Here is a 26,241-nt window from a genome sequence, read left to right on the forward strand (position 1 = left end):
CCCCCCCCCCCCCCCCCCCCCCCCCCCCCCCCCCCCCCCCCCCCCCCCCCCCCCCCCCCCCCCCCCCCCCCCCCCCCCCCCCCCCCCCCCCCCCCGCCGTGTTTGCCAGGTGCGGCTCACTGCGCGCCGATGGCCTCAAGGACGTTGAGCCGGGCCGCCCGGCGGGCCGGCCACAGCGCGGCCAGCACTCCGACGACCAGTGCGATCAGCAGGAACAGTCCGAGCCTGCCCCAGGGCAGCACCATCTCGTACGTGGGGAACGAGGAGCCGGCCAGACTGCCGCCGGCCCAGGCCAGGAAGATCCCCACCCCGATGCCGAGCACCGCGCCGAACAGCGAGAGAACCACCGACTCCAGCCGGACCATCTGCTTGATGCCGCCGCGCGAGAGGCCGATCGCCCGCAGCATCCCGATCTCCCGGGTCCGCTCGAAGACCGACATGGCCAGGGTGTTGACGACACCGACCACCGCGATGACGACGGCCATGCCCAGCAGCCCGTAGACCATGTTCAGCACGGTGTCGATCTGTCCTGCGCTCTCCTTGCGCAGGTCCTCGTGGTCCTGCACCTTCACCAGAGGGCTGTCGCCGAGGGCGTGCCGGATGTCCTCGACCAGCGCCTCGGAGCCGCCGCCCGCCGCCTTCACCAGCAGCGTGTCGTCCTTGAGCTGCTCCAGATGCGGATCGACCAGCGAGGTGGACGCGAAGGACTCGCCGAGCACGTCGTTGTCCTCGTAGACCGCCGCGATGGTGAGCTCGGCCTTCTTCTTGTCGTAGAACTCGGCGGCGATCCGGTCGCCGACCTGCCAGCCGTGGTCCTTCGCGGCGGTTTGCGAGACCGCGATGCCGCCGGCCCGTACCGCGCCCAACGAGCCCTTGCGGAAGGTGAGTCGGGTGACCTTGCCGATCTGGTCGAGGTCCGTGCCGTGGACGTAGCCGTAGCCGCCGTCGGCGCTGAAGCCCGCGCCGCGCAGAGGGGCCGTCGCCTCGACGCCGGGCAGCCGCGCGACCTTCTTCGAAAGCTTCGGATCCAGACCGACGAAGGTCGAGGTCCCGATCTGGTAGTCGGCCGTCATCCCCGTGGCCGCCATCTTGTCCATTCCGCGCTGGGTGGAGTGTCCGACGACCGTCATGCCGGTGATCAGGGTGAGGCCGATCATCAGCGCGGACGCGGTCGCGGCGGTGCGGCGGGGGTTGCGCAGCGCGTTCTCCTTCGCCAGCTTGCCCCCGACGCCGAACAGCCGGGTGGTGACCAGGCCGGCCAGCGACACCAGCGGGCGGGACAGCAGCGGGGCCAGGATGATCACGCCGGTCAGCGTCAGCATCGAGCCGGCCATGGCGATCGGCAGATCGTCACCGGACTTCAGCGTCGAGACCCAGACCATGGTGGCCACGCCGAGACCGGTGACCACCGAGCCGATCACGTTGCGCACGACGAGGCTGCGCGGTGCGAGCGGCGCCTCGACGGTGCTGAGCGCCTCCACCGGGGCGATCTTCGCCGCCTTCCGGGACGGCAGCCAGGCGGCCAGCACGGTCACCACGACCCCGACGCCCAGGGCGGAGAGCACCGCGGCGGGGCTGATGACGAGCGGGCCGTCCGGGAAGCCGACGCCGTTGGCGTCCAGGACCGCCCGCAGGCCGACGGCGAGACCGGTGCCCAGCGCGAATCCGACGACGGAGGAGACCAGCCCCAGCAGGGCGGCCTCGGCCAGCACCGAGCGGACGACCTGCCGTCGCGAGGCGCCGACCGCGCGCAGCAGCGCGATCTCACGGCTGCGCTGGGAGATCAGCATGGTGAAGGTGTTGGCGATGATGAAGACGCCGACGAACAGGGCGATTCCGGCGAAGACCAGCAGGGTCTGGCTCAGCGCGCTGTTCTGCTGCGCGACCATCCGGGCCTGCTCGGCGGCGAGTTCGGTGCCGCTGGTCGCCTCGGCGCGCTTCGCGGGCAGCAGCTCGCGGACCTTCGCGGTCAGCGCCTGCTGGTCGGTACCGGGTTCCGCGGCCACGACCAGCTCGTCGAACTGGCCGGGGTGCAGATACAGCTTCTGTGCCGTGGCGGTGTCGAACAGCGCCAGGGTGCCGCCCGAGGTCACCTGCGGGTCGTCGGTTTCGACCGTGCCGACCAGCTTCTTCTCCAGCACCGGCCCGTCGGTCGCGAAGCGCACGGTGTCGCCGATGCGGTAGCCGGCGGCCTGCGCGGTGCCTGCGGCCAGGGCGATCTCGTCGCCGGCGGCCGGGCCGCGGCCCTGGGCCAGCGGGTAGCGGCTGTCCTTGCCGCCGGTGTCCGGGCGGTAGTTGACCGCACGGTTGAACCTCCCCTCGCCGAGCGGCCGGCCGTCCTTCCCGGCGAGCGTCGCCTCGCCGGTCACCTCGGCCCGTACGGACGCCACACCCGGCAGGGCGCGGATGTGGTCCGCCAGCTCGTCGTCGAGCGCGGTGGCCCGCTTGCCGTCCTTCTGCGGTCCGCCGCCGGTGTCGCTGTCCGATACGGCCTGGACGGAGACGGCCACATCCTTGAGGTTCTTGGTGGAGGCGTTCTTGACTGCCTCTCCGACGGTGTCACTGAAGATGAGGGTGCCGGCGACGAAGGCGACGCCGAGCAGCACCGCGAGCGCGGTCATCAGCAAGCGGGTCTTGTGCGCAAGGACATTGCGCAGGGCGGTACGCAGCATGGTGGTGGTCAGTCCTGGAGTCGTGGTGCGCCGGATACGGAGGGGCGGCGGGTGCGCCGCGGGGACCGGCCGGGCCCGGTCGAACCGGGCGGCCGGTGCCGGGGCGGCCGGGGCCGGGCCGGGGGCCCGTCCGGAGATGCCCTAGGAGGTACGGCCGCCCGAGTCGAACAGCCGCATACGGTCCAGCACGGCGTCGGCGGTCGGCTCGTGCAGCTCCTCGACGATCCGGCCGTCCGCCAGGAAGACCACCCGGTCCGCGTAGCCGGCCGCGACCGGGTCGTGGGTGACCATCACGACGGTCTGGTCCATCGCGCGCACCGACTCCCGCAGGAAGCCCAGCACTTCGGCGCCGGAGCGGGAGTCGAGGTTGCCGGTGGGCTCGTCGGCGAAGATGATCTCCGGCTGGGCCGCCAGTGCGCGGGCGACCGCGACGCGCTGCTGCTGGCCGCCGGAGAGCTGGCTGGGGCGGTGCTTGAGCCGCCCGCCCAGACCGACGGTCTCGATGACGTTGTTCACCCACTGCCCGTCGGGCCTGCGGCCCGCGATGTCCATGGGCAGGGTGATGTTCTCCAGCGCGGTCAGCGTGGGCAGCAGGTTGAACGCCTGGAAGATGAAGCCGATCTTGTCCCTGCGCAGCCGCGTCAGCTGCTTGTCGTTCAGCGACGCCAGCTCGACGTCTCCGATCCGGGCCGAGCCTGCGGAGATCGAGTCCAGTCCTGCCATGCAGTGCATCAGCGTCGACTTGCCGGAGCCGGACGGGCCCATGATGGCGGTGAAGCGGGCCTTGCCGAAGTCGACGGAGACGGAGTCCAGCGCGACCACGCGGGTCTCGCCCTGTCCGTAGACCTTGCTCAGATCCGTCGCCCGTGCGGCGACGGCCGCGGTGGCTCGGGCGGGGGCGGGGGAACCGGGAAATCCCGGAAAGGCTGCCGCGTGGGACACGGGGACTCCTGGAAGGGGACGGACGATGTGATGTCCCCATTCTTGTTTGCGCAGGTCAGGCCGGTCGTCACCCGCAGGGACCGACAGTGGGACCGGCCGGAAGTCCTATCGGGGACGCTGCCGTCATCCCCTGGGGGGACCGCCGTCCGACCTTTGGCCGACGCATGAGCGACGCACTGTCAGGGTGCTGCCCTAGGGGCAGCCGGCGGGCCGTGGAACGAGGCTACGGGGCCAGCCGCTTCCAGAACTCCGCCAGGATGTCGCCGAGGAACGCCTGCCCGGCCTTGCCGGACGCGTCGGCGCTGCCTCCGCCGCCCCAGTTGAGCGAGGCGGTCATCGTCGCCTGGTAGTCGGCGTGCAGTCCCTGGAGGACGTCCTGGATCCGCTGCTTGGGCAGCGGTACGAGCTTGCCCACCGGCCGGACGTACGCCTGCCATCGGGTGGTCGCGGCGCTCGTCAGCAGTTCGGTCAGCCTGGTGTCCTGGCCGGTGAACCGGACCAGTGCGGGCAGCGGCAGGTGGAGCGTGTCGGCGAGCGCCCCGGCCTGCCGGTCGTTGCCGGTCCACCGCCCGCCGTCCTCCAGGCGCTCGTACGCGCCCTGGTCCATGCCGATGGCCAGCGCCAGGTCCGCCGGGGCGAGGCCGAGCGCGAGACGGTACTCACGCAGCGTGCCGGGGGCGCCGAGGAGTTCGGCCGGGGCGCACCACAGTGCGCCGGCCAGCGCGGTCAGCTCCGCCTCGGTGGGGGAGCTCTCGGCCAGCTCCCAGGACGCCACGGTCGAGGGTGATATGCGCAGGCCGTAGGCGGCCCAGATGCCGTAGGCGACGTGGGCGTGGGTCATGCCGAGGGCCTCGCGGAGCTTTCTGGCAGCCTCGGCGTCGAAGGGGGGCCTGTGCTGATCCCCGGCGTGCGTGTTCACCGGCACACGGTAGGTGACGGTACCCATTCGCACCTATTGTGCGTATGACCAAGCCTGAATGTCGTAGGAAGCTACGGGCGGGTCGGTTTCGGTGGCCGGGGTCAGCCCTTCACCGCCCCGCCGAGCGCGAAGCCGCCGCCCAGGCGCCTGGAGATCATGATGTACAGCAGGACCACGGGTGTCGAGTACAGGATCGAGAATGCGGCCAGTTCGCCGAAGGCGATGGCGCCGTAGTTGCCGAAGAACGTGAAGATGCTGACCGAGGCGGGCAGCTGCTCGGGGGAGAGCAGCAGCATGAAGGGGACGAAGAAATTGCCCCACATCATGATGAAGGTGTAGATCGTCACGACGGTGAAGCCGGGGCCCATGAGCGGCAGGACGACCCGCAGCAGGGTCTGCAGCCAGGAGGCGCCGTCCGTCCAGGCCGCCTCCTCCAGGACCTTCGGGACGCCGTCCATGAAGTTCTTCATCAGCCAGATGGCGAAGGGGAGCTGGGTGGCGGCCAGGAAGAGCGCGGTGCCGTACATGGTGTCGATCAGATTCACCTGCACGAACAGCCCGTAGACCGGGACCATGATCGCGGTGATCGGCAGACAGGTCGAGAACAGGATGGTCAGCAGGTAGGGGCGGCTGAAGCGGGCACGGAAGCGGGAGAGCGGATAGGCGGCCAGGGCCGCGCAGACCACCGCGAGCAGGGTCGCGCCGCCGCACAGCAGCAGGCTGTTGAGCATCGGGGTGAAGGTGATCTCGTCGGTCAGCACCGCGGAGAAGTTGTCCGTGGTGGGGGACTTCGGCAGTCGCACCCGCAGTGTGGCCTCGGTGTCCAGGGAGGACAGCACCAGCCAGACCAGCGGGATCGCGAACGCCGTCGCGGCCGCCAGCAGCCCGGCGTCGGCGGCGAGGCGGTGGCGGGCGGACCGGGTGAGAAGGCGGCGGCGTCCGGTGGCTGAGCGGTCCTGGCGCTGCGGGTGCGGGGCCGCGCTCCTCCTGCCCGGTACGGCGAGGCGTGACATCAGACCTCCTCGCGCATCAGCCGCAGATAGACCGCGGAGAACAGTGCGCCCACCACGAGCAGCAGCAGCGCCACCGCCGTTCCGTAGCCGATCAGCGCTTTCATGAACGCCTGGTCGTACATGAACACCGGCAGCGTCTGGCTGCGGCTGCCGGGCCCGCCGCGGGTCATCGCCCAGATCAGCCCGAAGACGGAGAGCGTCTGCAGGGTGTTGAGCATCAGATTGGTGCCGACGGAGCGGCGGATCATCGGCAGCGTGATGTGCCACAGCCGCTTCACCCCGCCGGCGCCGTCGACCTGCGCGGACTCGGTGACCTCCCGCGGGATCCCGTCGAGCGCTGCGGAGTAGATCAGCATCGAGAACGCGGTGCCGCGCCAGACGTTGGCGAACGACACGGCGAGGATGGGGAGGGTGAACAGCCAGTTCTGGGTGGGCAGATGGAGCCAATCCAGGAGGGCGTTGAGGGTGCCGCGACGTTCGAAGAAGGTGTAGAGCAGGAACCCGGCGACGATCTCCGGCAGCACCCAGGCGGTGATCACCACCGCGCCGGTGAGCGCGCGTACGGGCCGCGACGCGCGCCGCATCAGACCGGCGAGCGCGAGGCCGAGGGTGTTCTGGCCGAGGATCGAGGAGATCAGGGTGAACACCAGCGTCAGGACCACCGCGTTGAGGAAGCGGGTGTCGGTGAAGGCGCGGCGGAAGTTGGCCAGGCCCACGAAGGACGCCGACTCCTGGCCGGTCAACTGGGTGTCGGTGAAGGCGATGTAGACGCAGTAGCCGATCGGTCCGGCGAGGAAGAGCAGCAGGAGGACGGTGGCAGGGGCGAGCGGGGACCAGCGCAGCAGGCTCCCACGGGCGGTGGTGCGAGTGCCGTGGGCCGGGCGGGTGGTCTTGGCGGCGCGGGTCACGGCTTGCGGATGACGCGGCCGTCCACCAGCGACTTCAGCCGCTCGTCGTACTCCCTGGCCGCCGCCTCCGGTGAGGAGTCGTCGGCGGTGACCGCCTCCATCGCCTCACCGATCGCCGAGGAGACCTGGGGGTAGGCGGGCAGTGCGGGCCGGTACCGGCTGATCTTGACCAGGCCGGTGAAGAAGCCGATGCCGGGCACCGACTTCAGATAGCGCGGGTCTGCGGCGACATCCTTGCGTACGGCGATCTGCGCGCCGCGTACGCACCACTCAAGGGCGTTCTGCCTCGACTGGAAGGTCTCGATCAACTTCCAGGCGAGGTCGGGCTGTTGGGATCGCTGCGGGATCGACCAGGTCCAGCCGCCGGCCAGGCTGACCTTGCCGGGGGGGTCGCCGTGCTGGGTGGGGAACGGCGTCTGGCCGAGCGTCCTGGACCACTCGGGCCACGGTCTGCCGCCGGTCTTCTGCCACTGCTGGCCGAGCCACGAGCCGTCCAGGTCGATGGCGAGCTTCTGCTCGGGCAGCAGCTCGGCCACGACATTGGTCTGGATGTTGGGGCTGAGCGCGTCCGACACCTCGGGGCCGAGCCCTTCCTTGTAGACGGTGTCGATGAACTTCAGGCTGTCGCGGAAGCCCTTGCTGCCGGTGACCCATTTCTTCGTGCCCGGGTCGTAGAGCTGATGTTCGCCGGTGCCGTAGAGCAGCATCTCGAAGCCCTGCATGACGGCGGCCTCGCCGGCGCCCTTGCCGGTGAAGATGTTCAGCGGGATGACGCCGGGCACCTTCCGCTTGATCGTGCGGGCGGCGTCGAGCACGTCGTCCCAGGTCCTGGGCTTCCAGGTGGTGGGCAGGCCGGCCCGCGCGAAGAACTTCTTGTTGAACCACAGACCGCGGGTGTCCGTGCCGTCCGGGACGCCGTAGGTCTTGCCGTCCTGTGCCTTGGCGGCGGTCTTCGCGGTCGCCTCGAACTGCCCCCACGCGTCCCACGTCTTGAGGTAGCTGTCCAGCGGGCGCAGCAACCCGGCCTTGATGTCGGAGTTGATCAGGAAGGTGTCCTCGTAGACCACGTCGGGGGTGGTCTTCGGGGAGCGCATCATCTGCTGGATCTTGGCGTAGTAGTCGTTCTCCGACGCCTGGATCGGGATGAGCTTGACCTTCTTGCCGGGGTTGGCCTTCTCGAACTGCTTCGCCACCAGGCGGACGTAGTCGTCGCGTACCGTCACCCGGTTGTTGGTGTCCTTGATGAAGGCGACCCGGACGGTGTTCCGGTCGCCTGCGGATCCGCTGCCGCAGGCGGTGAGTGTGCCGGCGGCCAGGGCGGCGGCGGTGAGAAGAATTAGCGGGGCGGTGGGGCGCACGGCACGACCTCCAACTAGCCACGGTGGGCTGCCCGGTGAAGGTAAGTCACCTCCCGGAGCGGGTCAATGGCCCGACCAGCGGTAGCGCAATTCCGGGCGGCCGACCTGGCCGTACTGCGGGGCGCGGGCGGCCCGGCCGCTCTCCACGAGGTGTTCGAGGTAGCGGCGGGCGGTGATGCGGGAGATCCCCACATCGGCGGCTGCCTCGGTCGCCGTCAGACCGCCCTCGGCCGCGCGCAGCACATCGGTCACCGCGCGCAGGGTCGCCGCGGTCAGGCCCTTGGGCATGGCGGCGGGGCGCGGCGCGCGCAGCGAGGCGATCGCCCGGTCCACCTCGTCCTGTCCGCTCGCCTCACCGACGGTGGCGCGGAACTCGGCGTAGCGGGTCAGCCGGTCGCGCAGGGTGGCGAAGGTGAACGGCTTGAGCACGTACTGCACGACGCCGAGGGAGACGCCCTCGCGCACCACCGCGAGGTCGCGGGCGGAGGTGACGGCGATGACATCGGCGGTGTGGCCCGCCGCGCGCAGCTTGCGCACCAGCTTCAGCCCGTGGCCGTCCGGAAGGTAGAGGTCGAGCAGCAGCAGGTCGACGGGGTGCTGGTCGAGGTGGCGACGGGCGTCGGCGCCGGAGTGGACCGTGCCGGAGACGGTGAAGCCGGGCACCCGCCCGACGTACAGGGCGTGCGCGTCGGCGGCGACCGGGTCGTCCTCGACGACGAGGACCCGGATGTCGGAAGGGGTCACCGGGCTCATCCTCTCGTGGTCGAGCGGGCGTGGTGGCCGGCCCGGCGGGCCGCGCGGCCGCCCGCGTGCGTCATGGTGCCACCCCCGTGCGCAGCGGCAACCGTACGGTGAACCGCGCGCCGCCGCTCGCCGCCCGGTCGAGGGTGACGGTGCCGTGATGGCGCCGCGCGGCCTGCTGGACGAGGGCCAGGCCGAGGCCGCGGCCGCGGGCGGGCGCGGCAGGCCCCTCCTTGGTGCTCCAGCCGCGCAGGAAGATCTCCTCCGCGGCGTTCGCCGGCACCCCAGGCCCGTTGTCCTCGACGCGCAGCAGCAGCTCCTCGTCGGTGGCCAGCGCGGTGACGAGGACCCGCGCGGGGCCTGCGGCGTCGTGCTCCCGGGGCGGTGCGGCGGCGTCGATGGCGTTGTCGATGAGGTTGCCGAGCACCGTGACGAGGTCGCGGGCGGGCAGGCCGGGCGGGATCAGTCCGTCGTCGATCCGGCTGTCGGGGCTGAGGGTCAGTTCGACGCCGTGCTCGTTGGCCTGGGCGGCCTTGCCGAGGAGCAGCGCGGCGAGGACCGGCTCGGCGACCGCCGCGACGACCTGGTCGGTGAGTTCCTGCGCCAGTTCCAGCTCCGCGGTCGCGAACTCCACGGCGTCCGCCACGCGCCCCAGTTCGATCAGCGACACCATGGTGTGCAGCCGGTTGGCGGCCTCGTGCGCCTGCGAGCGCAGCGCCTCGGCGAAGTCGCGGACCGAGTCCAACTCGCCGGAGAGCGCCTGGAGTTCGGTGTGGTCGCGGAGGGTGACGACGCTGCCGCGCTGCTCGCCGCCGGAGACCGGGGCGGAGTTGACGACGAGGACCCGCTCGCTGGTGAGGTGGAGCTCGTCGACGCGCGGGCCCGGCGCCAGGAGCGCCTCGGTCAGGGGGGCGGGCAGGCCGAGTTCCGTCACGGGGCGGCCGAGCGCGCTGTCGGGGAGTGCGAGCAGCTCCCGTCCGCCGTCGTTGATCAGGGCGACCCGGCGCTGTCCGTCGAGCATCAGCAGTCCCTCACGCACCGCGTGCAGCGCGGCCTGGTGATAGTCGTGCATCCGGCTCAGCTCGGCGGCGTTCATCCCGTGGGTGTGCCGCCGCAACCGCGCGTTGATCACGTACGTGCCGAGGCCGCCGAGTGCCAGGGCGGCAGCCGCGACGCCGATCAGCGCGAGCACCTGGTCGCGCAGCTGCTCGCTGATCGTCTGGACGGTGATGCCGGAGCTGACCAGGGCCGTGACACGGTTCCCGCGCTCCGGGTCGCGGACCGGTGCGACGACCCGCACGGAGGGGCCGAGCACCCCCAGATGCGTCTCGTCGAAGGTCTCGCCGCGCAGGGCGGGGCCGATATGGCCGAGATAGGCCTTGCCGATCGCGGACGGCCTCGGATGGGTCCAGCGGGTCTTGTCCGGGGCCATCACCACGATGAAGTCGACCCCCGCGTCCCGCCGGAGCCGCTCGGTGTACGGCTGGAGCGCGGGCGTCGGGTTGCGGGTGCGGGCCGCCGCCACGACGGCGGGGGAGTCGGCTACGGCGGTGGCCGTGGCCGTCGCCCGCTGCCGTGCGGTCTCCTCCGCCTGCCGGCCGGCGCTGAGGTACGCGAAGACGGCGCAACCCGCGACGACCACCGCGACCAATACCACCTGCATGGCGAAGAGCTGCCCGGCGAGGCTGCGGGGGCCCCGGAGCGGCAGGGGGAGGCGGGGTCGGGGGAGGCGCATACGTAACAGTCTGCACGGTCACTTTTACGTGAACGAAATGCACGTAAGGGTGACGGGCGCCACACGCGGCGTGCATAGTCACCGGAACCCGTTGTGCGAGAGAGCCGCAGATCAGCCGCACAGCCGTAGACCCGAGGAGGCAGCCGTGGCTGCACAGACCCCGCCGTCCGGGGGCATCGCCGAGGCGACCGTGACGAAGAAACGGGACCGGACACACTTCCTGTACATCGCCGTCATCGGCGCGGTGGTGCTCGGTGTCATCGTGGGCTTCGCCGCTCCCGGTGTCGCCGTCGAGCTCAAGCCGCTCGGCACGGGGTTCGTGAACCTCATCAAGATGATGATCTCGCCGATCATCTTCTGCACCATCGTGCTGGGCGTCGGCTCGGTACGGAAGGCGGCCAAGGTCGGCGCGGTGGGCGGACTCGCCCTCGGCTACTTCATGGTGATGTCCACCGTCGCGCTCGCCATCGGCCTGGTCGTCGGCAACCTGCTGGACCCGGGATCGGGTCTGCACCTGACCGACACGGTCCGCGACGCCGGTCACGCCCAGACGGAGGGCGGCGGCGAGAGCCTGCCCGAGTTCCTGCTGGGCATGATCCCGACGACGCTGGTGTCCGCCTTCACCCAGGGCGAGGTGCTGCAGACGCTGGTCGTCGCGCTGCTGGTGGGCTTCGGCCTGCAGGCGCTGGGCTCGGCGGGCGAGCCGGTGCTGCGCGGTGTGGGGCACATCCAGAAGCTGGTCTTCCGGGTGCTTTCGATGATCATGTGGGCGGCGCCGGTGGGTGCCTTCGGCGCGATCGCGGCGGTGGTCGGGGAGACCGGCCTGGACGCGCTCAAGTCGCTGGCCATCATCATGATCGGCTTCTACATCACCTGTCTGCTGTTCGTGATCGTCGTACTGGGCGCCCTGCTGCGGCTGGTGGCCGGCGTCAACATCTTCATGCTGCTGAAGTACCTGGCGCGGGAGTTCCTGCTGATCCTGTCCACCTCCTCCTCGGAGTCGGCGCTGCCCCGGCTGATCGCGAAGATGGAGCACCTGGGCGTCAGCAAGCCGGTGGTCGGCATCACCGTCCCGACCGGCTACAGCTTCAACCTCGACGGCACCGCCATCTATCTGACGATGTCCTCGCTGTTCGTGGCCGAGGCGATGGGCAATCCGCTCTCGCTCGGGCAGCAGATCTCGCTGCTGGTCTTCATGATCATCGCCTCCAAGGGCGCAGCGGGCGTCACCGGCGCGGGTCTGGCGACGCTGGCCGGCGGACTGCAGTCGCACCGGCCGGAGCTGGTGGACGGCGTCGGCCTGATCGTCGGCATCGACCGGTTCATGAGCGAGGCGCGGGCGATGACCAACTTCGCGGGCAACGCGGTGGCCACGGTCCTGGTCGGGACCTGGACCAAGGAGATCGACAAGGTCCGGGTGGCCGAGGTGCTGGCCGGCCGGGTGCCGTTCGACGAGCAGACGCTGTCCGCGGACGGACACGGTCCGGCACCCGAGGCGGAGGTCGTCGGACCACGCGACGGGACGTCGGTGAAGAAGGTCGCGGGGGTCTGATTCCCCGGACGGGCCACATCAGGAGGGGCGGGCGCCGCACGGCGCCCGCCCCTCCTGTTTCCGCTCCCCGGGACCGCTCGCTCCCCGGTCCGGCCATCACCCATGTGACCTGGTGTTTTCCCGCCCGAGCCCTTCGCTTCGGTCGATTGTCAGTGCCTCCTGGGAGCATGAATACAGCGGCAGAACAGCAGTCGGCGCCGGTCGGCTGCGGCCGAAAAGAGGGGTGGGTCATTGGTCACTTGGGGGGATTTGTCCGTGCGGCGGGGAGGCTGTGGCGGATGCCGGGGGGAGGCGGGGCGGCCGGGGCCCCGCCCCGCGACCGGTGCGGTGCGGGGCAGGGCGGCGGACGGTCCGGACAGCCACCGTCCCTGACGGTTTCGGTGGTGGTCAGGCCGGGCGGAACCACAGCGTTGCCAGCGGGGGCAGCGTCGGCGCGATGGAGGCGGGGCGGCCGTGGGAGGGGGTCGGCTCCGCCTTCAGGGGCTCCCCGTTGCCGACGCCGCTGCCGCCGTAGCGCACTTCGTCGGTGTTGAGGATCTCGCGCCAAGCGGGGATCTCGTCGGGGACACCGAGCCGGAAGGCATGGCGTACGACCGGTGAGAAGTTGGTGACCGAGATCAGGGGGGATCCATCGGCGGCGAAGCGGGCGAAGGCGAAGACATTGTCCTCGCTCGCGTCGCCGTCGATCCAGGAGAAGCCCGCCGGGTCGGTGTCCCGCTCCCAGAGCGCGGGTGCGGCCGTATAGCCGCGGTTGAGATCGCGGACCAGGTCCCGCACACCGCGGTGGTCGGGCTCCGCCTCGTACGAAGGCTCCAGCAGCCACCAGTCCGGGCCGTGGCTCTCCGCCCACTCCGCGCCCTGGGCGAACTCCTGCCCCATGAACAGGAGTTGCTTGCCGGGATGGGCCCACATGTACCCCAGATAGGCCCGGTGGTTGGCGCGCTGCTGCCACCAGTCACCGGGCATCTTCGACACCAGCGAGCGCTTGCCGTGCACCACCTCGTCGTGGGAGATGGGCAGCACGTAGTTCTCGGAGTAGGCGTAGATCATGGAGAAGGTCATCTCGCCGTGGTGGTACTTACGGTGCACCGGCTCCTTGGACACATAGACCAGGGAGTCGTGCATCCAGCCCATGTTCCACTTCAGGCCGAAGCCCAGACCGCCGAAGCCGTCGGGCCCGACCTCATGGGTGGCGCGGGTGACGCCGCTCCAGGCCGTGGACTCCTCGGCGATGGTGACGACGCCGGGGCAGCGGCGGTAGACGGTCGCGTTCATCTCCTGGAGGAAGGCGACCGCGTCGAGGTTCTCCCGCCCGCCGTGGACATTGGGCGTCCAGCCGCCGTCCTCGCGCGAATAGTCGAGATAGAGCATCGAGGCGACGGCGTCCACCCGCAGCCCGTCGATGTGGAACTCCTCGCACCAGTAGACGGCGTTGGCGACCAGGAAGTTGCGGACCTCGGTGCGGCCGTAGTCGAACTCCAGGGTGCCCCAGTCCGGGTGCGCGGCCCGCGAGGGGTCCGAGTGCTCGTACAGCGGGCGCCCGTCGAACTCCGCCAGCGCCCAGTCGTCCCGCGGGAAGTGCGCGGGCACCCAGTCCATCAGGACGCCGATACCCGCCCGGTGCAGCGCGTCGACCAGGAACTTGAAGTCGTCCGGTGTGCCCATCCGAGCGGTGGGCGCGTAGAACCCGGTCACCTGATAGCCCCAGGAGCCGCCGAAGGGATGCTCGGAGACCGGCATCAGCTCGACGTGCGTGAACCCCAAGTCCTTCACATACGCCGGGAGTTGTGCGGCGAGCTGGCGATAGGTCAGGCCGGGCCGCCAGGAGGCGAGGTGCACCTCGTAGACGGAGAACGGCGCCTGGTGCACGGGGCGGTCGGCGCGCCGCGCCATCCAGTCCGCGTCCTCCCAGCGGTAGTGCGACTCCACCACGACCGAGGCGGTGGCCGGCGGGCACTCCGTGCGGCGCGCCATCGGGTCGGCGCGCACCGTCCGGGAGCCGTCCGGCCGGGTGATCTCGAACTTGTACAGCTCGCCCTCGCCGATGCCGGGCAGGAACAGCTCCCAGACCCCGGACGAGCCGAGCGAGCGCATCGGGAAGCCGGTGCCGTCCCAGTAATTGAAGTTCCCGACGACCCGGACGCCCTGCGCGTTCGGCGCCCAGACCGTGAAGCGGGTGCCGGTCGCGCCCTGGTGGTCCATGGTGCGCGCGCCGAGCGCGTGCCACAGCTGCTCGTGCCTGCCCTCGCCCAGCAGATGCAGATCCAGCTCGCCGAGCGCCGGCAGGAAGCGGTAGGGGTCCTGCACCGTGACGGTGGTGTCGGCATAGGCGACCTCCAGCTCGTACTCCGGGATCTGCCCCGCCGGCAGTACCCCGGCGAACAGCCCGTCGCCCTCCGGCAGCAGTTCGGCGCGCAGCCCCTTCGCCAGGACGGTCACCGCCGTGGCGTACGGCCGCAGCGCCCGGATCAGCACCCCATCGCGCACCGGGTGCGCGCCGAGCAGCCCGTGCGGATCGTGGTGGGCTCCGCCCAGCAGGCGCCCGCGGTCCTCCTCGCCCAGCGGGGCGGCGGCCCGCACACCGTCGCCGGCCTTCGGTTTCGCCGCCCGGGAGCGGGCAGGCCGCGCGGCGCGGGCGGGCGCGGCGGCCTCGGCCCGGGGAGCTGGCGGCCGCGGGTCCGAGGGGTGCGCGGTGTCGGGCCCGGCGGCCGGCTCGGTCCGGGCGGTGGCCTCGCCGGCCGGCGGCCGGGACCTCGCCCCGCGACCGGACCCGCGGGCAGGTTCTTCGGGCGCGTTCTTGGCGGGCGCGGTGTCGGAAGCGGTACGGCGGGGCGACGGACGGGGGGTCACGAGAGGAGCCTCCTCGGGGGCGGGGCATCGGTCGGACGGGGGCGGTGGGCGGCACGGCGGTGGAGCAGTGGTGAGGCGGTGGCCGGTTGGGGGCGCGGTGGCCCGGGGGTGAGAGGGGCGGTGCCGGGGGCACCGCGGCGATCGGTGCGGGCGGCTCCCTCGGCGGCGCGAACGGTCGCGTGGCCGGGCGCCCTCACCCGCGCCCGTCGGCCCCGGGGGGCTCCGCGGACCGAGTCGCTTCGCCGGCGGACTCCGTGCTCCCGGTGCCGTCCGCGCGCTGCCCACCCGAGGCCAGCCGCCGGATGGCGGCCATCGGGACGGACAGCCAGTCGGGGCGGTGCCTGGCCTCGTAGAGCACCTCGTAGACGGCCTTGTCGGTCTCGTAGGCGCGCATCAGCTCGGGGGCGGAGCGCGGATCGAGACCGCCGGCCTCGGCGTAGCCCAGGCAGTACGCCTCGCGGGTACGCCGCGCCCACTCCAGCGACCAGGGGTCGCCGCCGGCCGGGCCGCTGCGCGCGGCGTAGTCGAAGGAGCGCAGCATCGCCGCGACATCGCGGACCGCGGGCTGCAGCCGGCGCCGCTCGGCCAGCGGCCGGGCCGGTTCCCCCTCGAAGTCGATCAGCGACCAGCGCCCCTCCGCGGCGGACCGCAGCGTCTGGCCCAGATGCAGATCGCCGTGGATGCGCTGGGCGGCCCAGCTGCGCCCGTCGTGGCCGACCGCCGCGAGCGCGTCGAAGGCGTCCCGCAGCGGAGCGCGGTAGGGCTGGAGGAGGGGGACCGCACGGGCGGTCGCGTCCAGCCGTTCGTTCATCCGGGCGGCGATCGCCTCCAGCTGCGGGCGGCGCAGTTGGGAGGTCGGCAGGTTCTGCGCGAGCGCGGTGTGCACCTCGGCGGTGGCGTGGCCGAGCGCCCGTGCCGAGCTGGTGAAGTCGGCACGTACGGACAGTGCGTTGAGCGCCAGCTGCCAGCCGTCGGCGGAGCCTTGGAGGAATGGCTGGAGGACCCCCAGCGTGGTCGCCTCCGCGCCGTCCGATGCGGCGTCCGTCTCGAACCAGGCGGCGGGCGCGGGCACCCGCGAGCACTTGGCGTCGGCCAGGGCGCGCGGCAGCTCCAGATCCGGGTTGACGCCAGGGGCGATCCGCCGGAAGACCTTCAGGATGAACGTATCTCCATAGACGATGGAGGAGTTGGACTGCTCGACCGCGATCGGCCGGGCGGGCAGCCCCGAGGGAATGTCGTTGCCGGCTTCCCGGCAGAAGCGCACCGCACCGATCCGGCCGGGCACCCGCAGCCGCTCCAGGAGCAGCGCGCACAGGCGGTTGTCGAGCAGCGCGTCGTAGACGGTGCGGCCGCGCAGCGGGCCGCCGGCCGGGTGGCCGATCACCGCGGGCGCCAGCTGCGGTGGCAGTGCGGTGTGGACGCCCAGCAGGAGTTGATAGCAGTCGCCGACGACGGGCGTCCGGCTGGCCGGCGCGGACTGCTGGGCGCGCACCAGCAGCTGGAGCAGGCCCGGCGCGCTGCCGTCACCGGTGCACGGGAGCAGCTCCGTCGCCGATACCAGCGTGAAGCCGGTGATCAGCCGTCCCTTGCCGGCGAACCAGCGCTGGCGTGGCACCCATTCGGCGAGCAGGGGTGCCAGCGAGGACAGCAGATCGGGTGCGGAGACGAGCGGGCGGTCAGGGGTGTTTCGGGTGGCACGGGTCGAGGCGGTGTCCGACATGGCGTCGCGTCCTTTCCCCGGGCACACGACAGGTAGGGCAAAGTGTCCCGGAATGCGGCCTTGACTGTGCGGCGGTGTGGGACGTGTCGGACGAGGATCGTCCGTACGGCAGCGGAGCCTTCGGCGTGCGGTGATACCCGCTGCATGGCGGTCCCCCGGGCCGGGGCGGACCGTCGATGGCCCACCCGGCCCGTGCGGTAGTAGGAAGAGTGCCCGAGCGAAAGGTCAAAAAACGCCCGTACGCGCCATGGCGCCGCGTACGGGCGGATTTCTTGGCACCGCCGCCCGGTGGGGCAGCCCGCTAGGCGGGGTTTCTGCGCAGTCGGAACCAGTAGAAGCCGTGGCCCGCCAGGGTCAGCAGATACGGCAGTTCACCGATCGGTGGGAAGCGGACGCCACCGATGAGTTCCACCGGATGGCGGCCGCTGAACGCCTGGAGATCCAGCTCCGTCGGCTGGGCGAAGCGCGAGAAGTTGTGCACGCACAGCACCAGGTCGTCGTCGGCGCCCGCCTCGGCGGCCGGTGCCTCGCGCAGGAACGCCAGCACCGCCGGGTTGGAGGAGGGGAGTTCGGTGTAGCTGCCGAGGCCGAACGCCGGGTTCTGCTTACGGATCTCGATCATCCGGCGGGTCCAGTGCAGCAGCGAGGAGGGCGAACTCATCGCGGCCTCGACGTTGGTGACCTGGTAGCCGTAGACGGGGTCCATGATGGTCGGCAGGGAGAGCCGGCCGGGGTCGCAGGAGGAGAAGCCGGCGTTGCGGTCCGGTGTCCACTGCATCGGGGTGCGCACCGCGTCGCGGTCACCGAGCCAGATGTTGTCGCCCATGCCGATCTCGTCGCCGTAGTAGAGGATCGGCGAGCCGGGCAGCGAGAGCAGCAGGGCGGTGAAGAGCTCGATCTGGTTGCGGTCGTTGTCCAGCAGCGGTGCCAGGCGCCGCCGGATGCCGATGTTGGCGCGCATCCGGGGGTCCTTGGCGTATTCCGCGTACATGTAGTCGCGCTCTTCGTCCGTGACCATTTCGAGGGTGAGCTCGTCGTGGTTGCGCAGGAAGATGCCCCACTGGCAGCCGGAGGGGATCGCGGGGGTCTTGGCGAGGATCTCGGAGACCGGGTAGCGCGATTCCCGGCGTACCGCCATGAAGATGCGCGGCATGACGGGGAAGTGGAACGCCATGTGGCATTCGTCGCCGCCGACGGCGTAGTCACCGAAGTAGTCGACGACGTCCTCGGGCCATTGGTTGGCCTCGGCGAGCAGCACCGTGTCGGGGTAGTGCGCGTCGATCTCGGCCCTGACCCGCTTGAGGAAGGCGTGCGAGGCGGGAAGGTTCTCGCAGTTGGTGCCTTCCTCGGCGTAGAGGTAGGGCACCGCGTCGAGCCGGAAGCCGTCGATGCCGAGGTCGAGCCAGAAGCGCAGGGCGGAGATCATCTCCTCCTGGACCGCCGGGTTCTCGTAGTTGAGGTCCGGCTGGTGGGAGAAGAAGCGGTGCCAGTAGTACTGCTTGCGCACCGGGTCGAAGGTCCAGTTGGAGGCTTCGGTGTCGACGAAGATGATCCGGGCGTCGGGGTACTGCTTGTCGTCGTCCGCCCAGACGTAGTAGTCGCCGTACTGACCCTGGGGGTCGGTGCGTGACTCCTGGAACCACGGGTGCTGGTCGCTGGTGTGGTTCATCACCATGTCGATGATGACCCGCATGCCGCGCTGATGTGCGGCGTCGACGAATTCCACGAAGTCGGCCAGATCGCCGAACTCGGGGAGCACGGAGGTGTAGTCGGAGACGTCGTAGCCGCCGTCGCGCAGCGGGGATTTGAAGAACGGCGGGAGCCAGAGGCAGTCCACCCCCAGCCATTGCAGATAGTCGAGCTTGGCCGTGATGCCCTTGAGGTCGCCGACGCCGTCGCCGTTGCTGTCCTGGAAGGAGCGCACCAGGACCTCGTAGAAGACGGCCCGTTTGAACCAGTCGGGATCGCGGTCCTTCGCCGGGGTGTCCTCGAACTTGTCGGGAACGGGCTCATTGACGATCAATTGGGTGACCCTCCGATCGGTGAGGACGGTCGCAGCGACAGCACGTGAGCGGGCGCGAGAGAGCGGCCCGGCTCAAGGCGCACATAGTTGTCCCTGCCCCAGTGGTAGGTGTCGCCGGTGAGCTCGTCGCGCACCGGGAAGGAATCGTCCCGGCCGAGGCCGAGTTCCGGCATGTCCAACGACACCGTCGCCTCGTGGGTGTGGTGCGGGTCGAGGTTGACCACCGTGAGAATCGTGTCGGCCTCGGCGCCGTGTCCTTCGCGTTTGGAGAACGCGATGACGGCGTCGTTGTCGACACGGTGGAAGTGCAGGGACCGCAGCTGCTGCAGGGCGGGGTGCCGCCGGCGGACGCGGTTGAGCGTGGTGAGGAGCGGGGCGATGGTGCGTCCTTCGCGGGCGGCCGCGTCCCAGTCGCGCGGCCTGAGTTGGTACTTCTCGGAGTCCTGGTACTCCTCGCTGCCGCGGCGCACGGGCGTCGATTCGCACAGCTCGTAGCCGGCGTACACGCCCCAGGTCGGGGAGAGCGTGGCGGCGAGAACGGCGCGGATCTCGAATGCGGTGCGGCCGCCTTCCTGGAGGTAGGCGTGCAGGATGTCGGGAGTGTTCACGAAGAAGTTGGGCCGCAGATAGGCGGCACTGTCCCCGGACAGCTCGGTGAGATAGTCGGTGAGTTCCTGCTTGGTGTTGCGCCAGGTGAAGTAGGTGTACGACTGGTGGAAGCCGACCTTGGCGAGGGTGTGCAGCATCGGCGGGCGGGTGAACGCCTCGGCGAGGAAGAGCACGTCGGGGTCGGTGCGGTTGAGGTCGCCGATGACCTTCTCCCAGAAGTGCACCGGTTTGGTGTGCGGGTTGTCGACGCGGAAGATCCGTACGCCCTTGGTCATCCAGAAGCGCAGCACCCGCTTGGTCTCGCGGACCAGCCCGCGGAAGTCGGCGTCGAAGGCGATCGGGTAGATGTCCTGGTACTTCTTCGGCGGGTTCTCGGCGTAGGCGATGGAGCCGTCGGCGCGGTGGTGGAACCACTCGGGGTGCCGCTCGACCCACGGGTGGTCGGGGGAGCACTGCAGCGCGAAGTCGAGTGCCACCTCCATGCGCAGGTCACGGGCGGTCTGCACGAAGTGGGCGAAGTCCTCGAAGGTGCCCAGGTCCGGGTGGAGGGCGTCGTGGCCGCCCTCGGCGGAGCCGATGGCCCAGGGGGAGCCGACGTCCTCGGGGCCTGCGTCGAGGGAATTGTTGGGGCCCTTGCGGAAGGAGGTGCCGATGGGGTGGATCGGCGGGAGATAGACGACGTCGAAGCCCATCGCGGCGATGGCGGGCAGCCGGTCGGCGGCGGTGCGCAGGGTGCCGCTGACGGGGGTGCCGTCCGGTGCGGTGCCCGCGCCTTCGGAGCGCGGGAAGAACTCGTACCACGAGCCGTAGAGGGCGCGGCGGCGCTCCACGACCAGCGGCACCGGACGCGAGACGGTGAGCAGTTCGCGCAGCGGGTGGCGGTCCAGCGCCTCGGTGACCGCGGGGGCCAGGGCGGCGGCCAGGCGGGCGGCGGCGGGGAGCTTGTCGTCGCGCAGCGCGTCCACGGCGCCGAGGACCGTCTCCCGGCCGTCGCTCTTGGGTACGTCGGCGGCCGCCCGCTCCAGCAGCTCGGCGCCCTCGGCGAGGACCAGCTCGGTGTCGATACCCGCCGGGATCTTGATCGTGGCGTGCTGCCGCCAGGTGGTGACCGGATCGGACCAGGCCTCGACGGTGAACGTCCAGCGCCCCTCGACATCGGTGGTGACCTCGGCGGACCAGCGGTCCGTGCCGGGCTGCGGCTCGCACATCGGCGTCCAGGGGCCGCACCGTCCTGCCGGGTTGCGCAGCACCACATTGGCCGCTACGGCGTCATGGCCCTCGCGGAAGACGGTGGCCGAGACTTCGAAGGTCTCGCCCACCACCGCCTTCGCCGGGCGGCGGCCGCAATCGATCTGCGGGCGGATGTCCAGAACAGGGATGCGACCGATCATGGGCTCACCTGGGGCTTGTGATGCTTTAAGGGTTTTGTCCTTTGTATCCGTTCCATGGCGGGGGTACGGGGTCCGGGCATGGTCGCTCCTGTCCGCTTTCACTCGGTTGGCGGGGTGCGGCGGTCCGAGTTCGGTGCGTACGGATCGTGTGCGAGGAACGGGGCACCCGGGGAGCCTTCCCTCGACCGGCGGCCGGGCAATCCGGTGGTATGTGAACTACTGGTACGTAACCAAGGGGCTGTGACGAGACGTTCGATCCGTTCGCACACCCGCGCGGGCGGCGGTGGCGGTAGGGAGACGCTCGGCATTCCCCTCCTCAACTCAATCTGATCGAAGCGGAGTTGTGGCCTGCGGGTTCCAGGTGCCGCATGGGTCCGGCGGCGCACACCGCAGCCTCTCTCCAGGACGGAGTCCGTACAAGAGCGCATGAGGGGGTGGAATCAGCCATATCGGCCGACGCGGCGGTAGGCGGAGCCACGCGGCGTCGCGTGATGGTTGCGGGGCCCCGGCACGGTTACGGTCGTGGCGTGAAGGCCATTCGTCGTTTCACCGTGCGTCCCGTCCTTCCTGATTCCCTACGACCCCTCAGCGACCTGGCGCGCAACCTGCGCTGGTCCTGGCACCCCGAGACCCGCGAGCTGTTCCAGGCCGTCGACTCCGACGGCTGGCGGCGTGCGGGCGGCGACCCCGTGCGGATGCTCGCCTGCGTCTCGGCCGAACGGATTTCCGAGCTGGCCGGCGACCACCGCTTTCTGCGCCGGCTGGCCACGGCCGCCGCCGACCTGCACGACTACCTCGACGGCCGCCGCTGGTACCAGACCGCGGACGGCGACCCGCGAGGTGCAGGGCCGGGCCGGGAACGGCCGGCCGCCATCGCCTACTTCTCGCCGGAATTCGGTATCACCGCCGCCTTGCCGCAGTACTCCGGCGGCCTGGGCATCCTCGCCGGCGACCATCTCAAGGCCGCCAGCGACCTCGGCGTACCCCTGATCGGAGTAGGACTCCTCTACCGGCACGGCTACTTCCGTCAGTCGCTCTCCCGGGAGGGCTGGCAGCAGGAGCACTACCCCGTCCTCGACCCCAACGAGCTGCCGCTGACCATGCTGCGGGAGGCCGACGGGGCGCCCGCGCAGATCGCACTCGCCCTCCCCGGGGGCGGTCAGCTGCGCGCCGTCGTCTGGCAGGCGCAGGTGGGCCGGGTCCCGCTGCTGCTGCTGGACTCCCATGTGGAGGACAACGGCCCCGGAGAACGCGAGGTCACCGACCGGCTCTACGGCGGTGGCAGCGAGCACCGGCTGCTCCAGGAGATGCTGCTGGGCATCGGCGGAGTGCGGGCCGTCCGGGCGTACTGCCGGCTGACCGGCCACCCCGCGCCCGAGGTATTCCACACCAACGAGGGCCACGCCGGGTTCCTCGGGCTGGAACGGATCCGCGAACTCGCCGAAGAGGGCCTGGAGTTCGACGCCGCCCTGGAGACCGTACGGGCCGGCACGGTCTTCACCACGCACACACCCGTCCCCGCGGGCATCGACCGCTTCGACCGGGATCTGGTCGCCCGCCACTTCGGCGACGACGGCGAACTTCCCGGCATCGACCCCGGCCGGGTCCTGGCGCTGGGGACGGAGTCCTACCCGGGAGGCAAGCCGGACCTGTTCAACATGGCCGTGATGGGGCTGCGGCTGGCCCAGCGCGCCAACGGCGTCTCCACCCTGCACGGGCAGGTGAGCCGCGAGATGTTCGCCGGACTGTGGCCCGGATTCGACGCCGAGGAGGTGCCGATCACCTCCGTCACGAACGGGGTGCACGCACCGACCTGGGTGGCGCCCGAGGTGCTGCGGCTCGGGGCCCGGCAGATCGGCGCCGGGCGCGCCGAGGACGCGCTGTCCGTCGGCGGCTCGGAGCGCTGGGAGGCGGTCAGGAGCATCCCGGACACCCCCATCTGGGAGCTGCGCCGCACCCTGCGCGAACAACTGGTCGCCGAGGTCAGGGAGCGGCTGCGCGCCTCCTGGCGGGAGCGCGGCGCCGGCAGCGCGGAACTGGGCTGGATCGATGACGTCCTGTCACCCGACGTCCTGACCATCGGGTTCGCCCGCCGCGTTCCCTCCTACAAGCGCCTCACCCTCATGCTGCGCGACCCCGACCGGCTGCGGGATCTGCTGCTGCACCCCGAGCGGCCCATCCAGATCGTGGTCGCCGGCAAGGCCCACCCTGCCGACGAGGGCGGCAAACGGCTCATCCAGGAGCTGGTGCGGTATGCCGACGAAGCCGGCGTCCGTCACCGCCTGGTCTTCCTGCCCGACTACGGCATGGCGATGGCCCAGAAGCTCTACCCCGGCTGCGACGTCTGGCTCAACAACCCGCTGCGGCCCCTGGAGGCGTGCGGCACCTCCGGCATGAAGGCGGCCCTGAACGGCGCGCTGAACCTGTCGGTGCGCGACGGCTGGTGGGACGAGTGGTACGAGCCGGACTTCGGCTGGACCATCCCGACCGCCGACGGGGCCGCCATCGACGACGACCGGCGCGACGAGCTGGAGGCCAACGCCCTCTACACGCTGCTGGAGCAGCAGGTCGCGCCGCGCTTCTACGACCAGGGCGAGGCGGGGGTGTCGCGCCGCTGGGTCGAGATGGTGCGCCGCACCCTGGTCACGCTGGGGCCCAAGGTGCTGGCCGGCCGTATGGTCCGCGAGTACGTCGAGCGGCTCTACACCCCGGCCGCGCACGCGCACCGCGCCCTGACCCCGGACTCGGCCCGGGAACTGGCCGCCCACAAGGCGCGCTTGCGGGCAGCCTGGCCACAGGTCTCGGTGGACCATGTGGAGACCTGCGCCGCCGACGGTCCGGCGCACAGCAGCGCGGAGCTGGGTGCCACCCTGGCGCTGCGGGTCCGGGTGACGCTCGGCGAGCTGACCCCTGGGGACGTCGAGGTGCAGGTGGTCTCCGGCCGGGTCGACGGCTCGGACCGGATCACCGATGCCACTGCGGTGCCGCTCAAGCCGACCGCGGGTCCCGACCTCGCGGGCTGCCTCCTCTACGAAGGGCCCCTGGCGCTGGACCGCACGGGCTCCTTCGGCTACACCGTCCGCATCCTGCCGGCCCACCGGCTGCTGGCCTCCGGCACCGAGCCGGGGCTGATCGCGGTGCCATCGGAGGCCGGCGGGCAGACGTCGCGACCCGTCCCGGGGGTGCTGCTGAGGTGACCTCGGGGTCCGCGGTGCACGGGGCCGGTTCGCTGCCGGTCTGATGCCGTGTCGTGGCGGCCGGGTGGCGCGTTCGATCGCCACCCGGCCGTCGGCGTGCGGGGTGGGATCGTCGTAGGGGGTCGGGTGTCAGTCGCGCCGGTGTACGACGGCCTTGCGGACCAGTCGGTCCTCGGCGAAGCAGAGTTGGTAGGCCGAGTCGGAGCCGGGCCGGACGCTGTAGTAGACGCAGGACCAGCCGTGCGGGGGAGAGGGGGTGCCGTCCGGTGGGGCGTCCAGCGCGAAGAACGGCAGCGCGGACTCCGTCGCGGCGCGCGGCATCCCGGTACGCAAGGCGTCGTAGTGGCCCCGGTCCAGCACCGTCCAGGAGGGGCTGACCAGGGTGAAGATGCCCATCAGCAGATACAGCGCGGTGATCACCACCAGCGGCACGACCACCGTTTGCCGCAGTCGGCGACGCACTTCATGCCGCACGCGCTCCAGTTCACGCCGAGCCGCCGTGCCTTCGCGTCGATCGGTGGGGGAAGGCGGTGTGCCTCCGGTGGTGGGCAGGCGGGCGGACACCCTGAAGCCGCCCTCCGGGGTCGGCCCGGTGTGCAAGGTACCGCCCGCCAGCCGTACCCGCTCGTCCAGGCCCACCAGGCCACTGCCGCCGGAGACCGCCTCGGGAGCGGGTCCCTCGGGGCGCGGGCCGTTCACCACGGTCAGCTGCAGGTGTCCGGCGGCGCGCACCAGGCGCACCCGTACGGGGGCACCCGGGGCGTGCTTGGCGGCGTTGGTCAGCGACTCCTGGACGGCGCGGTGCAGGGCGTGCCCGGTCATGGCAGGCAGCCCGATGTCCCCTGCGTCCCCGGCGCCGCCCCCGGTGTCGTCGTCCCGTACGGCTTCGTGCACCTGCTCCAGCGTGACCGTCATGCCCGCGGACCGTGCGTCCTCGATGAGCGCCGGCACGCTCTCGCCGGACGGTGTCCGGGGCGGCGCCTCGTCGTCGGCGCGCAGCACGCCGATGATCTCCCGCAGTCGCTCGGTGGCCGCGCCCGCCGCCGCGCGCAGCTCACCGGCCGCCGCGCGGCGGTCCGCGTCCAGGCGCGGGTCGACCTCCAGCGCGCCGGCCCGCAGGGCGATCAGGGCGAGGTCGTGGCCGAGGGAGTCGTGCATGTCGCCGGCGATCCTGGCGCGTTCGCGCAGCCGCGTGCGGTCGGCGATCGCTTGCTGCTCGCGCTCCATTTGCTCGGCGAGCTGCCAGCCGGTGCGGACCAGCGCGCCGTACTGGCGCCGGTAGCGACCCAGGAGCCACGGCAGCACCACATTGAGCAGCAGTGTCAGCAGCAGGGAGAACCACGGCCACAGCGAGCGGCCGAAAAGTGCGCTCAGCGGCAGCCCGACGAGCGCTACGGCGGCGACCAGGCGCAGCGCGGGGCGCGCGCGGGGCAGCCGGACGCCGCTGAGATAGCCGAAGAGGGCGAGCGCCAGGCAGTACGCGGGGGTGAACAGCTCCAGGGAGAGGCACAGGCTCGCCGCGAGTGGCAGTGCCAGCGACACCAAGGGGCGTCGTCCGCGCAGCAGCACGCAGACGCCGAGGAGGGGGAAGGCGAGAGCCGTCCCCCACAGTTCCCTGCCGGACAGCGCGTTGAAGGCGGTGGCGGGCGGTACGCACAGCAGCAGCCACAGCCCGGCCCCGGGGAGCCGTGCGCGCCAGCGGTCCGGCAGCGGCCGCGGGAGAATCCGGGCGGGCGTCACGACGAGGGGACCAGGCCGGCCTCGTACGCGAGGATCGCCGCCTGGACGCGGTTCTTGAAGCCCAGGCGGGCCAGGATCGCGCTGACGTACGCCTTGACGGTGCCCTCGACCAGGAACAGCCGCTCGGCGATCTCCGCGTTGGACAGCCCCGCGCCGACCAGCCCGAGGACCTCGCGCTCACGGCCGGTCAGCTCGGCCACCCGGGTGCGGGCGGCCACCGCGCGACCCCACTGCCCCTGTCCGAGCTGGGTGATGACCCGCCGGGCGACGGACGGCGAGAGGGCCGCGCCGCCGTCGGCGACGGCCCGTACCCCGGCGAGCAGCTCCCGGGGGTCACCGGACTTGAGGAGGAAACCGGCGGCGCCCGAGGCGAGGGCGCCGGCGAGGTAGTCGTCCTCGGAAAACGTCGTCAGCATCACGACGGCGGTCCCCGGGGCCGCGGTGGCCAGTTCGGCGGCGGCGCCGAGGCCGTCGAGACGCGGCATCCGGATGTCCAGCAGCACGACGTCGGGGCGGTGGGCACGGGCCAATTCGACCACCTCGTGGCCGTCCGCGGCCTCCGCGACGACCTCGATGTCGGGCGCGCTCCCCAGGATGGCGCGGACGCCGGCCCGGATGAGCGGCTCGTCGTCCGCAAGCAGCACGCGGATCATCCGCACTCCCCCCTCAAGCGAAAGGGCGGTGTCCGGGGGCGGGGGGGGGGGGGGGGGGGGGGGGGCGCCCCCCCCCCCCCCCCGCCCCCCCCCCCCCCCCCCCCCCCCCCCCCCCCCCCGCGGGGGGGGGGGGGGGGGGGGGCGGGGGGCCCCCCCGGGGGGGGGGCGAGGGCCCAGAGGGAGGGCGAGGGCCCAGGGAGGGCAAGGGCCCAGGGAGG

At 71.6% G+C, this 26,241-nt stretch carries 16 protein-coding genes; 2 read left to right on the top strand and 14 right to left on the bottom strand.

All coding sequences use genetic code 11. The annotated features are described in order from the left end of the window. Nucleotides 1-116: 116 nt before the first annotated feature. The 8 genes from ACGFZW_RS38245 to ACGFZW_RS38280 all read right to left on the bottom strand — a co-directional run bounded on the left by ACGFZW_RS38245 (nucleotide 117) and on the right by ACGFZW_RS38280 (nucleotide 10,288). A complete protein-coding gene (locus ACGFZW_RS38245) occupies nucleotides 117-2,672 on the bottom strand; it encodes an ABC transporter permease (protein ID WP_393897948.1) in 2,556 nt (851 codons plus the stop codon). Between the two features lie 141 nt (nucleotides 2,673-2,813). Then, the gene (locus ACGFZW_RS38250; protein WP_393897949.1) at nucleotides 2,814-3,614 is read right to left on the bottom strand and encodes an ABC transporter ATP-binding protein; all 801 of its coding nucleotides are present in this window, start codon (nucleotides 3,612-3,614) and stop codon (nucleotides 2,814-2,816) included. A gap of 223 nt (nucleotides 3,615-3,837) precedes the next feature. Next, nucleotides 3,838-4,539 carry a helix-turn-helix domain-containing protein gene (locus ACGFZW_RS38255; protein WP_393897963.1) on the bottom strand — a complete coding sequence of 234 codons (702 nt, stop codon included), beginning with the start codon at nucleotides 4,537-4,539 and terminating at the stop codon, nucleotides 3,838-3,840. 95 nt (nucleotides 4,540-4,634) lie between these two features. After that, nucleotides 4,635-5,546, bottom strand: coding sequence for a carbohydrate ABC transporter permease (locus ACGFZW_RS38260; RefSeq protein ID WP_393897950.1), 912 nt, complete (start codon nucleotides 5,544-5,546; stop codon nucleotides 4,635-4,637). After that, nucleotides 5,546-6,454, bottom strand: coding sequence for a carbohydrate ABC transporter permease (locus tag ACGFZW_RS38265; RefSeq protein ID WP_393897951.1), 909 nt, complete (start codon nucleotides 6,452-6,454; stop codon nucleotides 5,546-5,548). Before ACGFZW_RS38265 ends, ACGFZW_RS38260 begins: the two co-directional genes overlap by 1 nt. Continuing rightward, a complete protein-coding gene (locus tag ACGFZW_RS38270) occupies nucleotides 6,451-7,812 on the bottom strand; it encodes an extracellular solute-binding protein (RefSeq protein WP_393897952.1) in 1,362 nt (453 codons plus the stop codon). The genes ACGFZW_RS38265 and ACGFZW_RS38270 overlap by 4 nt, the downstream gene beginning before the upstream one ends. 63 nt (nucleotides 7,813-7,875) lie before the next feature. Next, nucleotides 7,876-8,565 carry a response regulator gene (locus tag ACGFZW_RS38275; protein ID WP_393897953.1) on the bottom strand — a complete coding sequence of 230 codons (690 nt, stop codon included), beginning with the start codon at nucleotides 8,563-8,565 and terminating at the stop codon, nucleotides 7,876-7,878. 61 nt (nucleotides 8,566-8,626) lie between these two features. Then, nucleotides 8,627-10,288: an ATP-binding protein gene (locus ACGFZW_RS38280; protein WP_393897954.1), complete on the bottom strand. Its 1,662-nt coding sequence runs from the start codon at nucleotides 10,286-10,288 to the stop codon at nucleotides 8,627-8,629. Nucleotides 10,289-10,433: 145 nt separating this feature from the next. Here ACGFZW_RS38280 and ACGFZW_RS38285 point away from each other — a divergent pair, with 145 nt between their 5' ends. Continuing rightward, the gene (locus ACGFZW_RS38285) at nucleotides 10,434-11,840 is read left to right on the top strand and encodes a cation:dicarboxylate symporter family transporter (RefSeq protein ID WP_393897955.1); all 1,407 of its coding nucleotides are present in this window, start codon (nucleotides 10,434-10,436) and stop codon (nucleotides 11,838-11,840) included. Between the two features lie 387 nt (nucleotides 11,841-12,227). Here ACGFZW_RS38285 and glgB read toward each other — a convergent pair whose 3' ends face one another. The 4 genes from glgB to ACGFZW_RS38305 all read right to left on the bottom strand — a co-directional run bounded on the left by glgB (nucleotide 12,228) and on the right by ACGFZW_RS38305 (nucleotide 20,433). Continuing rightward, complete coding sequence (gene glgB / locus ACGFZW_RS38290) at nucleotides 12,228-14,690, bottom strand: 1,4-alpha-glucan branching enzyme (RefSeq protein WP_393897956.1); 2,463 nt, start codon at nucleotides 14,688-14,690, stop codon at nucleotides 12,228-12,230. A 193-nt stretch (nucleotides 14,691-14,883) separates the two neighbouring features. Next, nucleotides 14,884-16,410, bottom strand: coding sequence for a maltokinase (locus ACGFZW_RS38295; protein ID WP_393897957.1), 1,527 nt, complete (start codon nucleotides 16,408-16,410; stop codon nucleotides 14,884-14,886). A 301-nt stretch (nucleotides 16,411-16,711) separates the two neighbouring features. After that, the gene (treS, locus tag ACGFZW_RS38300) at nucleotides 16,712-18,433 is read right to left on the bottom strand and encodes a maltose alpha-D-glucosyltransferase (protein ID WP_393897958.1); all 1,722 of its coding nucleotides are present in this window, start codon (nucleotides 18,431-18,433) and stop codon (nucleotides 16,712-16,714) included. Beyond that, nucleotides 18,430-20,433: a maltotransferase domain-containing protein gene (locus ACGFZW_RS38305; protein ID WP_393897959.1), complete on the bottom strand. Its 2,004-nt coding sequence runs from the start codon at nucleotides 20,431-20,433 to the stop codon at nucleotides 18,430-18,432. The genes treS and ACGFZW_RS38305 overlap by 4 nt, the downstream gene beginning before the upstream one ends. Before the next feature lie 527 nt (nucleotides 20,434-20,960). Here ACGFZW_RS38305 and glgP point away from each other — a divergent pair. Continuing rightward, entirely contained in the window at nucleotides 20,961-23,630 is a 2,670-nt protein-coding gene (gene glgP / locus ACGFZW_RS38310) for an alpha-glucan family phosphorylase (RefSeq protein ID WP_393897960.1), read from the top strand. A 129-nt stretch (nucleotides 23,631-23,759) separates the two neighbouring features. Here glgP and ACGFZW_RS38315 read toward each other — a convergent pair whose 3' ends face one another. Further along, nucleotides 23,760-25,370: a sensor histidine kinase gene (locus tag ACGFZW_RS38315; protein WP_393897961.1), complete on the bottom strand. Its 1,611-nt coding sequence runs from the start codon at nucleotides 25,368-25,370 to the stop codon at nucleotides 23,760-23,762. Next, the gene (locus ACGFZW_RS38320; protein ID WP_393897962.1) at nucleotides 25,367-26,023 is read right to left on the bottom strand and encodes a response regulator; all 657 of its coding nucleotides are present in this window, start codon (nucleotides 26,021-26,023) and stop codon (nucleotides 25,367-25,369) included. Before ACGFZW_RS38320 ends, ACGFZW_RS38315 begins: the two co-directional genes overlap by 4 nt. Between the last annotated feature and the right edge of the window lie 218 nt (nucleotides 26,024-26,241).

The sequence above is a fragment of the Streptomyces sp. NPDC048248 genome, from assembly GCF_043201875.1.
Classification (GTDB): Bacteria; Actinomycetota; Actinomycetes; order Streptomycetales; family Streptomycetaceae; genus Streptomyces.

Coding starts and splice junctions, on each gene's coding strand:
- ACGFZW_RS38245 (WP_393897948.1), bottom strand. CDS start 2,672: ATGCTGCGTACCGCCCTGCGCAATGTCCTTGCGCACAAGACCCGCTTG.
- ACGFZW_RS38260 (WP_393897950.1), bottom strand. CDS start 5,546: ATGTCACGCCTCGCCGTACCGGGCAGGAGGAGCGCGGCCCCGCACCCG.
- ACGFZW_RS38275 (WP_393897953.1), bottom strand. CDS start 8,565: ATGAGCCCGGTGACCCCTTCCGACATCCGGGTCCTCGTCGTCGAGGAC.
- ACGFZW_RS38280 (WP_393897954.1), bottom strand. CDS start 10,288: ATGCGCCTCCCCCGACCCCGCCTCCCCCTGCCGCTCCGGGGCCCCCGC.
- ACGFZW_RS38295 (WP_393897957.1), bottom strand. CDS start 16,410: ATGTCGGACACCGCCTCGACCCGTGCCACCCGAAACACCCCTGACCGC.
- ACGFZW_RS38305 (WP_393897959.1), bottom strand. CDS start 20,433: ATGATCGGTCGCATCCCTGTTCTGGACATCCGCCCGCAGATCGATTGC.
- ACGFZW_RS38320 (WP_393897962.1), bottom strand. CDS start 26,023: ATGATCCGCGTGCTGCTTGCGGACGACGAGCCGCTCATCCGGGCCGGC.